The organism is Paenibacillus sp. GM2FR, from assembly GCF_002803325.1.
Classification (GTDB): domain Bacteria; phylum Bacillota; class Bacilli; order Paenibacillales; family Paenibacillaceae; genus Paenibacillus_AQ; species Paenibacillus_AQ lautus.
In genome coordinates this window covers 259,659-272,576 of record NZ_MKZM01000009.1, presented here as the reverse complement: position 1 = coordinate 272,576, position 12,918 = coordinate 259,659, and the positions used below count along the sequence as shown (strand labels likewise).

Below are 12,918 nucleotides of genomic sequence, written 5' to 3'. Positions count from 1 at the left end.
CCGGATTCGGTTCTCGCGCGGCCGATTCGCGAACGTTCGGCCGGTTGTTATTGGTCTGGCCGGTTCTCGATCGCCCGCTGGCCTTTCTAATTCGCAGAGTTCCCGGCTATCTGCCGCGTCCGCTCCATCTGCTCGTCCGCCTTGCTGTCGCGGTATTGGCTCGGCGTCATGCCGGTTGCTTTTTTAAATGCGGTGAAAAAGTGGCTTTTGGTCTGAAAACCGGACTGCTCTGCAATTTCGGTGACCTGCATGCTGGTCTGCTCCAGCAGCTCCTTAACCTTCCCGAGCCGCTCGTTCAAGATGAAATTCGATAGAGGCATGCCATGATGTTCGTGAAACAGCTGCCGGACGTATTTGGCCGACAAAGCGATATGGTCAGCGATATCGTCTACCGACAGCATCGGGTCATGGGTATGGTAGCGGACGTACTCGATGATTTCCCTCACCAGCTTTTCCTTGCGATTGAATCCCTTTTGATCGCTAAGCTGCCGGATAATCCGCCCGATTTCTTCCTTCAACCATCCATGAACATCAGTAAGCGTGGCGAACTGCCTCAAGTGGCGCTCAATCCCTTCAACACTCTGGATAGACATCACTTTGCTGAACGACTTGACCATCGCAAACAGAAGCAGCTTCAGTTGGAATTGACACTCGGTATATTTCATCGTCTTAAGGCGCGTGAACACCTCGTCCAGCATAGCCAGCACCTTCTCCTCTTTGCCGCTTCGAATCGTCTGGATCAAGCTTTCATGCACGGCGGAATCGATCGGCGCGTGTAAATCGGCATACCGTTCAAAGTCTTGTTCGACGTAGATTTTGTCATCACCGCTGACAAACTTGAATAATGTCAGTTCGTTCATATCGTCGTATACTTTGCGTAAATCGTCATGTACGCGCCGCGCTTCGCTTTCGGCGATCGTCACGTCCAGCTTTACGTAACGGCTGACTTGACGGCTAAGCTCCTTGAGCTCTTGGGTCAACTTGGGATCAGGGAGGGAACTGGCCGTGCCAACCAGCACGACCAGATGGTCCGTGCCAAAATCGACCACCTCGATCGGCCGTTCTGATGTGCCGAGCAGCTCCTCTGCGATATTACCGATTGCATACTTGAGCAGCTTGCGAGAGACAAAATCGTACTGCTCGGATATTTCGTAATAGGAATCAATCTTGATCACAGCCAACCGAAGCCACTCATAATCAAGCAGGCACGATTCGCGCGCAACCGCCGCTCTGGCGCCATCGCTCAGCCTGCCCTGCAGCAGCCATTGCCGCAAATATTCGGTCTTGATCAGCGGATAATGATCGCGAAGCATAACAACGCCCTGCTCAATGACACCGTAATCATTCTCCCCCTTCACGCCCAGCTTCCGCTGCAGTTGATCCGCCAACCGGCGAAATGGCCCGACGAAACGACGCGAATTCCAATAGGCGACCAGAAGCAGCGCCGCGAGCAGCAGGAGCGAGCAGACGATGATGACTGTTTTGAACGCCCCGGCCTTTTCGCGGAATTGCTTCATTTCAGTGACAGATATAATGGTCCACTCCGGCGATTCCATCCGTGCATAATTGACGAATGCTTTCCCTCCCGTACGGCTCAGCTCAAATGAACCCCCCTTCCGTCCCGGCTGGATGCTATCCATGGTCTCCTCGAGATGCTCATCCCGTTCCCCCAGAATCAACCTTCCTCGATCATCCACGATCGAAAGCAGTGTATCCGCCCTTCCGTCGCCTGAAATCAAATGCTTCTGCAGCTCTTTCTTGTCAAACAGGACGACAAGATACCCGTCACGGTTTTTCTGCACAGGAGCCGAAGGAAGCTGAAGCGCCAAATACGTGTCGTTTCCTATCTGATGATCAAAATAACGAAGGAAGGCCCCTGGCGTACGCTCAATCCGCTGCAGCATCGGCTGATCGGCAAATTCCTCGAACGAAAGCAATCCGACTTTGGAGTCGATCACCTCATGTTTACGGAAGCTAAATAAGTAAGCGGTTTCAATATAAGGTTCATTAGATAGATATTTCGTCAACACCCTCATTGTGCTGGCATTTTGCAGCAGATTGTCGGCGGAAGCATACATCCAATTCTGCACGGTTCGGTCTTCGTGCATGGTCAGGCTGTACCATTTCAGCTTGGCCAGGATGTACTCGACCCGCTCCGCCATTTCGTCGATGCGGTCCTGATTAAACGTCCCCATCTGCGAGTATGCGAAATGAGAAAACCGGTTGGCTAGAAACAACGAGAACGGTATGATGGTCATTGCAAAAAAGATGCCGCTTATCACAAATATGCGCCAGGATGTCGATCTGAACATAGTATCCCCCTGTCCCCCTTCGTCTTTAGGAGTTCTCTTACGACCGATATGTCCTATCATAATGCACCCCTTTTCCGTTTGCCTAGTTCTCATTTGTCCGTCAAGTTCTATTTCTCCAGATTCGCGCTGCAGCACTCACCTTCCTGCCCTCGGAGGCTGTTCTTCATTCCAGTTGTGAGCCACTTCCTGCGGAAAGGTAGATACATAACTCAGCTACGGCGTTCATAGCAAAAAAGCCCCCTCACTTCATGAGTGAGGGGTGCTGTCGTGAGTTGAATTTACTTTTAATAGAAGAAATAACGCAGTTTGCATCGTTTTAACCCTGACATCAAAACCTTTATGTCCATCCCAAGGTTGTGCATTTATTCGTGCTGTTGGCTTTAATTCAACCCAGCTTATGACCACAATTCGGACAGAAGTTCGCCCCTTCGTTCTTCGCGCCGCAGTTCGGGCAGAAATTGGGCTTCTTGTTTCCTTCGGAAGTGGACGAGGCTGCTGGGGCGGATTGCTCCTTCGCGTCCGGAGACTGCTGGCTTTGATTTTGATTGTTTTGGCCCTGGTTCTGATTCATATTTTTCATCATTTCATTGGCCATGTTCATCCCCATCATCATGCCTGCCATATCCGAAGCCGCACCGCCGCCTTTCACCTTGCCGGACGCGATCCCGTCCGTCATGCTGACCTGCTGGTACTTTTGCAGATTGCCGATCATTTCATGGGAGGCCGTCTTCGTGATCATGTCCTGAATTTCCTTCGGATAATTGAAGCTCATCACCTGGAAGCCGGTGATCGTCATCCCATTATCCATCACTTCCATGTCGAGGTCTTCCCGAATCCCTCTCGCGATGTCGGAAGCATTCGCCTGTAGATTAAACATGTCCTTGCCTTCACGGCTGATCCACTTCATCAACAATTGATCGAGCACCGAACTGATCCGGATTTTCACGTCCTCCACAAGGTAGCTCTCTTTGATCCCGGCAATCCTGTCGATCAGCGTTACGTAATCGTTCACTTTAAAATTAAACGTGCCGTTGGCACGGATCGGCATGCCGCCCGGCAGCTGCGGCGTCGGAATCAGGACCGGATTCTGCGTGCCCCATCGGACGGTGAATTCCTTGGTGTTCACGAACAGCACTTCCACGCGCATACCGCTGTTAAAGCCGAATTTAAATCCCTTGAGGGTAGATAAGAACGGGATGATGTCCGAATCGATGTTATATACGCCTTCATCCTCGAAGATCCCTTCGATTTTGCCGTTATTGATGAATATCGCATCCTGACCGGAGCGAATGACCAGCTTACTTCCTTTTTTGATCTCCCGGTTGCGCCATTTCCAGAAAATCATATCATCTCTAAACTCTTCCCATTCCACTACATTGGAGAATTGATTCTTGAAAAATCCCATTGATGCTTCCATCCCTTCCCATTAAAATTTCCCGCTGCTGCTGCTGTGCGAATGGCCGCCGCCGGTGACGCCGCCTCCGCCTCCGCCGCCTGAGCCGCTGCTCGTGTTGCGCTCTATTTTCCGTTTCGTCACGGTCGTTCTGATATATCGGTCCTGCTGATTTAAGATCCCCGAGGTGCTGACATCCTCATAGGTACGGCTGTTGACCGTCACCCGGCCGCCGGAGCGGAAAGCCATGATACCCACGGCGATAGCGCCGATGGCAGCGGCAGCTCCCAGCTGAAACCAGAGATTAAATATAATATTATCCGGATTCACGTCCGGCTCAAAGCCCATGTACCGATGAGCGGTTTTGATGTATTTTTCAAAAGCCTGCTTGTAATTGCCGTTCGATAAATCAGGCGTAATCTTGTTGCGTATTTTGGTCAGTCTCCCGGAATCGAGATACTTCTCAGCCTTATAATAACCTTCCAGATGCACATCGTTGGTATCCATTACTATGGTCAAAATAGCCGTATTGCCGTGCGGCTTATCATACCCGGGGGCATACTCATCGTAAAAGTTTTCCGTCCAAGTCTCAACTTCATCATTTTCAACACGGTTAACCGTAAGTATCATGAAATCCGTCTCGCGTTCAGCGCCATACTCAATGGCCATCGCATTCAGCTCATGGCGTTCTTCCGGACTGAGCAGATTCGCTTCGTCAAAGATTAATGGCTTGTCATCCGCAGCTTTGACGATTCCGGAGGGCGCTACCAAATATACCGTCAGTAAAAATAAGACCGTCCATAACGCATATCGTCTTCTCACAGGAACCCTCCCCCCATTGCCCATGAGATTAGCTTCAAGGATAACAAGGAGACGCCCGAAATGCCCGCAAACCACCCGGCCACCTTCGCTTTGCTGATCGGCGGCTTGCCGACCACCTTGCCCGTCTGGCCGTTCATCGCAAACGTATACTCCGATTTGTTGTAATCATAGTGCACCATCCATACCGGAAGGAGAACGTAATCGGCCTGTTTCTTGGTGGTGTCGATCCGTTTGTTGGTATAACTCACGGTCGTGTATCCTGAGACCGCCGACGAAATATACGAATCAATGAAGGAGCTGATCTTTTCCTTAGCGCGCGGAAGAAGCTGCTCGTCGTCATGGCTGTATTTTTCCGCTATGTACCCGGCGAGATACGGCGTCTTGAATTCCTTCAGCTGCTGATAGGGAAAAGGCTCCAGCTTATCCATCAGCTCATCGTTCATTTTCTCCGAAGCATCGATCGGCACCTTCACATAATTCAAGCGAATCTTCCGGTAGATGTCGAAATGCTCGGTCTCCGTGTACTGGTAATCTCCTTGCGTGTAAGTTCTCACCTTGGTGCCCTGGCCATGAACCTCAACCCGATTATGGAGCTCATACAGCCAGAAGGGGACGTAGATCCCGGTGATGCCCTTGATCCGGTCCGCTGTCATAAATCCGCTTGGCGTCAACAGGCCGTTCCGGCACCATTTCTTGAACGCCTTCATCGCCTCTTCCTTCGTTATCGAAAAAGGGATGACCTTCACCGGTGCCAGCTCGCCGCTCAACCGGTCGCTGAGCACGACGGCCGATCCGCAGAAGCTGCAGGTCGTGGCGCTGGTCTCCGGCTCGGTCACGATCACGGCTCCGCAGCTGTTGCAATGGTACTCCTTTACCTCATCTTCCGCGAACACCTGCTTCTTCAGCGGGTCGGGGATTTCCTCGATGTTATCTTTTCTTCCGCAGCTGGGGCAAGACAACATTCCCGTATCGCCGTCAAAAACCATGCCGCTGCCGCAGTTCGGACATTTGTATTCAATTACCGGCATTTGCTCACCTCGATAACAATGAAATAGTTACTCCTTCTTGTTCAGCTTTTCTTTGATCGCTTCCAGTTCATCCTCGGCATTAGGAGGCGAAGTCGGGGCAGCTCCGTCCTTGCCCATGTTCTTCTCCAACTCGGCGATCAAATCGTCAAGATCGTCTTCCTTCGCTCCGGCGCGAAGCTCAGCCAGGGCCTCCGCTTCATCCAAAGCACGGCTCGCTTTCTCCTCCATAGTATGGAATGCCGCATTGGCACTGCCCAAGGAGGAACGGCCGGAATTCAGCTCCTGCTGGGTTTTGGCTGCCGCCATCTTCCCTTTCAGCTCGGCATAGCGAGCTTCCAGCTGGCTCATATCCGACACCAGCTTTTCCTGCATTTGTTTCATCCTGACGGCGTTTGCGGAAGCCGATTCGTGGGCTGCCCGCAGGTCGTTCAGCTTCATGGCCTGCGCTGCTTTTCTCTCCAGGAACTTCAGGGCATCGTCCTCATTTCCGGCTTCCACGGCCTTCTCTGCATATCGCTGCAGCTTCTGGATCTCGGCATTGCACTCATCAAGCGCCCGCTTTGCTCTTCGCTCATCCGAGAGCACCGAAGCCGTCTCTGCTTTTACCTTTCCCAAGTCCGCATTCAAGCTACGCATATAAGTATCAACTGTTTTCTCCGGATCTTCGGTCCGATCCAACAGTGCGTTCACATTCACCTTCATAACATCCTTAAACCTCGATAAGATTCCCACCATGAGTGTCCCCCTCGAAAAGTTTACATTTAACCTATAATACCCTATAGACCGCTAAAAGGTTTCAAATGCCGAAATTCGATGGAATATATGTAAAAATATACCTAAATAAAACAAAAAAATCCCCCGACCTTATAGATCGGAGGGTTTGTCTATTAGATATCGTCCCGAATCTGGATGCGTTTCTTACCGGGACCCGGCTGTTTCGGTATTTCAAGCTTAAGGACTCCATCCTTCAGGGAAGCGTCGATTTGGTCCTCGGCAATGTTCTGCACGTAAAACCTGCGCACATACTCGCCATAACGGCGTTCCTTCCGGACGATCTGCTGCTTTGTATCCTCCACGCTGTGATCTTCCTTGCGAACGGCTTTGATCGTTAAGTAAGGGTCAGCGTAGCTGATTTCGATGTCGTCTTTTTGAAAACCTGGAAGCTCCGCCTCAACCAGATAAGCGCGCTCCGTTTCTTTTACGTCTGTTTTGAAAGACATCATCGAACCTTTGAACGGTGCAAAAACTTCATCATGAAACGCATCGTTAAAGACATCGTGAAATGACTTCACCAACTGTCCGAAGGCATCCTCTCTGCGCTTTCCAAATGGCATCAAATCAAACATCATGAATATCCCCTTTCCTCTTTGACCTTATTTGACCTTACGCCTTTATTATATGCCTGCAACGCATAAATGCCAAAACCGATTATGAAGAAAATAGGACTAAAATAGCGTATTATCAGCCGATTTACCGAATGAATTTGTTTTGATCTTTCGATTTGACCTTTTTTGACCTTTAGACTGTTTCGTTTGCACGTTCCATAAAAAAGACACCCCTATGGGTGCCCGTTTCACTTATATATTGGAGTGAGGCAGACCTACCGTTTTTTCACAATCAGATCGATTTCACTCTTTAACAAAAGGTATCGATGCACGCTTCGCATGATTGGAACTTTGGTCAGCTTATTCTGATCGACATAGCTTTTCATTTGATCTTTGGACAGACCTAACAATTGACCTGCCTCAGAAACGGTTAATACTTCTTCATTACTGGTTGCATTAAACGTTTTTTTCACCTTTAAATTCCAATCTTCGAATACCTGCATGAGATCTCAACCTTTCTTTAACGCTACGAATAAAACAAAATGGTGAAGGAGCCGCGAGAGCTACTCCCTACGATTTGGTATCCTTGCGCTGATTCTTACGGTAAAGCTTGATTTGCTGATCCGACGAAACAAGGATCGGCAGGATTTTGTTGCTGCTGACCATGGACGACGCGCACTGTGAACAAACGGGAACTTCCTTGAACGAGAAGCTATCTCGAATCCAACCGTTACACCCTTCCTTCGTACAAGACCAGATCGCGGTCATCTCTTCCGGCAGATTTTCCAGTGGTTTATTCCAAGAATATGACAATGAACTTCCCCCTTAGCTACATTTTTAACGCCTTCATGCTGTTTGAGTTCTATTATAAAAAAAACCCCAAACGGTACGTTTGGGGATCTTTTCTCGAATCTACAGTTTTACAACGTTCTCGGCTTGCTGTCCGCGGTTGCCTTGAACTACGTTAAATTCAACACGTTGTCCTTCATCAAGCGACTTGAAGCCGTCACCAGTGATTGCACTAAAGTGTACGAATACGTCTTCGCCACCTTCAACCTCGATGAAACCAAAGCCTTTTTCTGCGTTAAACCATTTTACTGTTCCTGTTTGCATAGAAACACCTCCTAAATTTATATGATTTTCTCATTTTTGGTTAAAAAACAAAAAATTCACATATTGCACAAGGTTCCTAATCAAAATAATAACCCTCTGCAATATGTGAATCTCAGGTCAAAATCCCAATAAACTTATTATAACCTAACCGATCCAAAATAGCAAACGTCTTATTTCTTGGGTGATGATTCATAAAAAGGGATGGGTAAGATGAATTTTAACGATGCCCGCTTAGGGATATTAATCAGGAGGCCGGTAGCAGGGTTAATCTGCTAGCTAAAGACAGGTTTATGCAAAAAAAGGCCATTCCCCGGCAGAATACCGGGAAATGGCCCAAAGTTACAGCTTTAAAAATGTTTCGCGAATACAGCAATGTTATGCATCCCATCAGGGTTTACATCTGAGCACCTGTCTGATAACTGAGCAGCTGCCGGAAAGTGCCTTTGTGGTCCTGGGCCAGCTGCTGATAGCCCCCCTGCTGGATAACCCGCCCTTGCTCCATCACGATGACCTGATCCGCATGGCGTATGGTGGACAGTCGGTGGGCGATCACGATGATTGTCATGCTCCCTTTCAGCTGTTCCAGCGCTTCTTGTATCCGCTGCTCGTTCTCACTGTCAAGGGCGCTTGTCGCTTCATCCAACACAAGAATCGAAGGCTTCTTCAAGATAGCTCTGGCCAGCACAATCCGCTGGCGTTCTCCCCCGGACAGGCGGATACCGCGGTCTCCAATGACGGTATCGAGGCCTAGCGGAAGCCCGTGCACGAATTCATCGGAGGCTGAAAACCTCAGCGCTTCCCACAGCTCGTTATCCGAGGCATCGGGAGCAATCAGCTTCAGGTTATCCCGGATGCTCTCATTGAAGAGGAAAGGATCCTGCGCCACATATCCGATCCCCCCTCGGAGCGACATCAACTGACGTTCGTCCTCCATGGACACGCCGTCCACAAGAACTTGCCCGCTCTCCGGTTGAATCAGCCCCATGAGAAGATCGATAAGGGTGCTCTTGCCCGCGCCTGATTTGCCGACGATGGCCGTCATGCGATTGGCAGGAATATGTAGGTTGATATCTCGCAAAGCATAAACGGAGGAAGAGGCGTCGTACCGATAGTCCACATGACGACAATCGATTCCATGCTGCAGCCGATGTCGCTCGCTGCCTGTCATCGGAATCGATCCGGCAATCTCCCTGTCCACCTCGTATTCCGCTTGCAGCTCGCGTATCGCCCGGAAGGCCGGGAAATTCGACACGAGCTGCTCGGTGCTCGATTGAATGCTGATAAATCTTGGCCATAAGCGCGAGAAGATAAGAACGATCATCAGCAGCTGCTCCGCAGGCGTACGCAGCACTTCCAGCGCCAAATACACAAATCCGGCAACCAGCAGTACGGACGCGAGCCGATAAATCAGCTGGGACAAGGAGTTGATTCTGCCAAATTGAATGAAGTTGTGCTCCATTTTTCGCGACAGCCTGTCAAACCAGTTCATATGAAATGGCTCCAACCGGTTGCTCTTGATATCCTTGATGCCGTTGAAATGTTCGCTGATGCCCGCAAAATAATATTTCGACAGCTCTGTCGTCTGCTCGCCGATTCGCTTCGATCGCCGGATGAATTGGCGTCCAAACAAGGCAAGGAGCCCTCCGCTCAACAGGACGATAAAGGTCAGCATCGGAGCCAACCATAGGGCAAGGCCGATCTGAATGATCGTGAACAAGAAAGACGAGACCATCTGCAAGAATAAAAACGTGCCTTGATTCACGCGCCCGAGTTCATTGGTCATGACATGGTTGAAATCCGACTTGCGGTGGCGCAGGAAGAACTCCCATTTGGCATGCAGCAACCCCTGATACGTTTCCATGCGCAGTTTACGAATGAATCGCTGCAATATTTTTGCATTTAACAGGTTCTGGCTGCGCTGCAGCAAGGCTTGCCCGCCCACAATCACGACATAGAGGGCCAGCACCATCGGCAAATTAAGCTGCAATGACCATGAACCCGCAAGGTCCATCAAGGTTGAGACGAGCGGCACCCCGCTCAAATCGGTCTGGAATACACCAATGACACCGAGAAGCGGGACGATCAAATAGATGCCGATGCCGTCCAGAACACTGATGACCAGGATCATACCCATATTGAGGTAGAGTTTAACCCCGGCCATCCCATGCATTTTACGGATAAAATAAAAGAGATCCTTCAATGTAAAAACTCCTTATCGGATGGCCGCTTCAAATTCAAGCCTCCGGCCCCCATATCCCTACCGAATATCCCGACGACGGCATACCTTTCGTGCCCTTCTCTCCCCGTTACAATGTAAGAGCCGCAGCGGAGCCAGGCATGGGCAACCATCATCCCTTTGTCGTCCCGGCCGCTTCCCAGATAAAACGTACTCGAAATCCCTCTTCGCTCCAGCATCTTCATCGCGGCGACCGCTTTCACCAGGCACTGGCTTTCCCACCATGTGACACGGCTCATGGCGTGTACGGCTCTTGAGATTTGGCGGACAAGCGAAAGCTCCTGCTCCGTATAGCCTGCATACGGCGTCTCCTTCATATGTTCTCCCAGAGACGGAGATACCTTTTGAAAAGGAAACAGCTTGAACACTCTTCCCCAGGCCAGATAAAAGTAAGCTTCAATGTACATAAGCTTTATGGCAATCGGAAAAGACATATACCTTCTTGCTTTCCGGTAAAGGCCCATTGCTATTTATCCACCTGAACAAGGCCTTCCGCGGCTAATTGCTTGAGGAATAATCGCACCTGCTGCTCACAGAGCTCCGGCTCGATCTCATACTCCAATACCAGTTGATCCACCATATTGGAGATCGTGACGGGAGACGAAATAAGTTCCCATATCCGCCCGCCAATCCGTCCCAGATTATAATACTTGCCGTTTTCGATGCTCAGCATCACCTTCTCGCCATCCATATCACTGACCAGAAAACCTTCGGATTGCATGATCAAATCTTCAGACGTGATGACATCAACGCTCATGGACATGTCCTCCTTAAATATCAAAGATACAATTTGTATCAATTATAACAACGGCATACCAATTTGTATACAACCTGCTATTAAAATCCTACTTTATTAACTACAATCAATTTCAAGATAATAACTAGATATATTTATGGTTCTAGTAAAACTTACTTCTCGTTGTTACGACTAATAATCAACAGCAAATCGTTAGTCGCCTATTCAACAGTTAACACTAATTACCGTCATCAGTAATACACTAATGTAATTCAATATAAATGATTATTTGTTCATTCATCATAAAATTCAATGTATTTACCCAGCTTACGATAACAACAATCAGTGAGGGGTTGGTAAAGAGATGAATAGTGTTCCAGGTAATGTTTATGTTGAAAATTTCCCCAGGAACGTAAATGAAAACGACGATACGCAAAGAATTCAACGAGCGATTGATCATGCTAAGAAACAAATTATTGGAGATAATTCCATTGGAGGAAGCGCTTATTACAGTAATGCGATATCGGTCGTATTTAAAGCTGCAAAGTATATAACAAGCGCACCTATTAAGGTATACAAGGGCATCTACCTTGTGTCAGAAGGGCAAACATACTTGGTAGCCAGCCCCAGTGATAATTCAGTTGATTGTATCGATGCAACGAATCAAGCAACCCAATTCAGAGCAAAAAATCTTAGTTTTATTGGTTACAACACTGCACTCCATATTACTACAGGGAATGTTGATGTATCTAATATCCAACTGGAAGGCCTATACTTCCACATGTGTAACGTTGGAGTTGACACGGGGAGCTTTACATCAAGTCGGAGTACCATTTTAACCATAAATGATTGCAGATCGTGGAAAACATCCGTTTTCTTAAAAAACTATTGTGACATGACTTCTATGAATGATTGCTGGATTACCCATAATGGCTCAGATGGAGCAGCTATCTATAACGATGGGTTTCTTAACATTAGAGGGGGTGTTTTCGTACCACTACCACCACAACCTGAATCGAATCCTAGGTGGATCGATTGCTATGAAAGTTCAGGACAACATAGTGGTTTATTTATTGATGGGGCACGCTTTGGAGCTGAAGGAGGAGGAGGATATCCAATTGTATATAATTTCATGCCCCCTGTCCTTGATTTATCAAAGAACGAAGGTAATGTGATCTCTATACAGAATTGTCTACTTTCTTCAGCATCAGGATCAAGGGATTCCAATATTATTTTATTTAACCTTCCCAATAGAATTAGCATTAAAAATTGTTTTGGATTCACTGATTTGCTAAATGGAATTGTATCATGCGCACCTTCGTTTAATCCCGATCTGTTACCATATAGCCCTTATATATCGATTGACTTCGATGACTCTGTCTACCAAACATTAGGTTATAAAAGGCTCGATTCCCGATTAGAACGCTTCTTTTCTAATGGATATCGTAGGTTCAGGCGTACTTTCGGCATTAGTGGGAGACAAATAATACCTGAAAAATCATCAAATGGAAAAGCAATGGTAACCATTGATATCGAGCAGCTTACCGGTAATACGCTGGAACAACAGAGGCAACTTGGATTTGCTATGATGGTCATTACAACGGCCCCTGGATCATCTAGCAATACAGGGTATAAGTGCATATCCACAGCTTTCATCACATGTGTTGGTGGGAGTGAACAATCCCGAGTAATAAAACGCCTCAACTATGTTGTAAAAGACTCGATTCCTGGTGGGCAAAATTTCTCTGAAACATGTGACATTACTTCGGTACACTGGGGATCAGGTGAAACGGGGAGTAGAGATCAAGCACAATCATCAACCAACACAAAAATCACAATTATCTTTAACTGTCCAGGAAACGTGGCAGCAGCAGGAGCTACATTTACTCCATTACTCGGTCTGGATTTATAAAGAAAAAGGGCACGATGAGCAAATTAGTATTGCAATAACTA

General features: G+C 48.2%; 13 protein-coding genes. 1 reads left to right on the top strand and 12 read right to left on the bottom strand.

The genetic code is table 11. The features are described 5' to 3' along the window. Positions 1–86: 86 nt before the first annotated feature. The 12 genes from PAEVO_RS22380 to PAEVO_RS22325 all read right to left on the bottom strand — a co-directional run bounded on the left by PAEVO_RS22380 (position 87) and on the right by PAEVO_RS22325 (position 10,986). Positions 87–2,312, bottom strand: a complete 2,226-nt coding sequence (locus PAEVO_RS22380; protein WP_100539741.1) for an AraC family transcriptional regulator — start codon at positions 2,310–2,312, stop codon at positions 87–89. Positions 2,313–2,697: 385 nt separating this feature from the next. Next, positions 2,698–3,717, bottom strand: a complete 1,020-nt coding sequence (locus tag PAEVO_RS22375; RefSeq protein ID WP_100539740.1) for an SPFH domain-containing protein — start codon at positions 3,715–3,717, stop codon at positions 2,698–2,700. A 21-nt stretch (positions 3,718–3,738) separates the two neighbouring features. Beyond that, positions 3,739–4,527 (bottom strand): TPM domain-containing protein, encoded by a 789-nt coding sequence (locus PAEVO_RS22370; RefSeq protein ID WP_100539739.1) that lies wholly within the window; start codon positions 4,525–4,527, stop codon positions 3,739–3,741. Next, a complete protein-coding gene (locus PAEVO_RS22365; RefSeq protein WP_009593950.1) occupies positions 4,524–5,555 on the bottom strand; it encodes a TFIIB-type zinc ribbon-containing protein in 1,032 nt (343 codons plus the stop codon). The genes PAEVO_RS22370 and PAEVO_RS22365 overlap by 4 nt, the downstream gene beginning before the upstream one ends. Positions 5,556–5,582: 27 nt before the next feature. Further along, positions 5,583–6,287: a PspA/IM30 family protein gene (locus PAEVO_RS22360; protein ID WP_243390927.1), complete on the bottom strand. Its 705-nt coding sequence runs from the start codon at positions 6,285–6,287 to the stop codon at positions 5,583–5,585. A 155-nt stretch (positions 6,288–6,442) separates the two neighbouring features. Beyond that, positions 6,443–6,901 (bottom strand): Hsp20/alpha crystallin family protein, encoded by a 459-nt coding sequence (locus tag PAEVO_RS22355; protein ID WP_100539737.1) that lies wholly within the window; start codon positions 6,899–6,901, stop codon positions 6,443–6,445. A 254-nt stretch (positions 6,902–7,155) separates the two neighbouring features. Continuing rightward, positions 7,156–7,383 (bottom strand): MerR family transcriptional regulator, encoded by a 228-nt coding sequence (locus tag PAEVO_RS22350; RefSeq protein WP_100539736.1) that lies wholly within the window; start codon positions 7,381–7,383, stop codon positions 7,156–7,158. Between the two features lie 67 nt (positions 7,384–7,450). Continuing rightward, complete coding sequence (locus tag PAEVO_RS22345; RefSeq protein WP_100539735.1) at positions 7,451–7,693, bottom strand: cold-shock protein; 243 nt, start codon at positions 7,691–7,693, stop codon at positions 7,451–7,453. A 99-nt stretch (positions 7,694–7,792) separates the two neighbouring features. After that, positions 7,793–7,993 carry a cold-shock protein gene (locus PAEVO_RS22340; RefSeq protein ID WP_006207692.1) on the bottom strand — a complete coding sequence of 67 codons (201 nt, stop codon included), beginning with the start codon at positions 7,991–7,993 and terminating at the stop codon, positions 7,793–7,795. Between the two features lie 394 nt (positions 7,994–8,387). Next, positions 8,388–10,193 (bottom strand): ABC transporter ATP-binding protein, encoded by a 1,806-nt coding sequence (locus tag PAEVO_RS22335; RefSeq protein ID WP_100539734.1) that lies wholly within the window; start codon positions 10,191–10,193, stop codon positions 8,388–8,390. Continuing rightward, positions 10,190–10,693: a lasso peptide biosynthesis B2 protein gene (locus PAEVO_RS22330; protein ID WP_100539733.1), complete on the bottom strand. Its 504-nt coding sequence runs from the start codon at positions 10,691–10,693 to the stop codon at positions 10,190–10,192. The genes PAEVO_RS22335 and PAEVO_RS22330 overlap by 4 nt, the downstream gene beginning before the upstream one ends. A 2-nt stretch (positions 10,694–10,695) precedes the next feature. Beyond that, positions 10,696–10,986 carry a lasso peptide biosynthesis PqqD family chaperone gene (locus tag PAEVO_RS22325; protein ID WP_100539732.1) on the bottom strand — a complete coding sequence of 97 codons (291 nt, stop codon included), beginning with the start codon at positions 10,984–10,986 and terminating at the stop codon, positions 10,696–10,698. A gap of 343 nt (positions 10,987–11,329) precedes the next feature. Here PAEVO_RS22325 and PAEVO_RS22320 point away from each other — a divergent pair, with 343 nt between their 5' ends. Then, positions 11,330–12,877, top strand: coding sequence for a hypothetical protein (locus PAEVO_RS22320; RefSeq protein ID WP_100539731.1), 1,548 nt, complete (start codon positions 11,330–11,332; stop codon positions 12,875–12,877). Positions 12,878–12,918 lie beyond the last annotated feature (41 nt).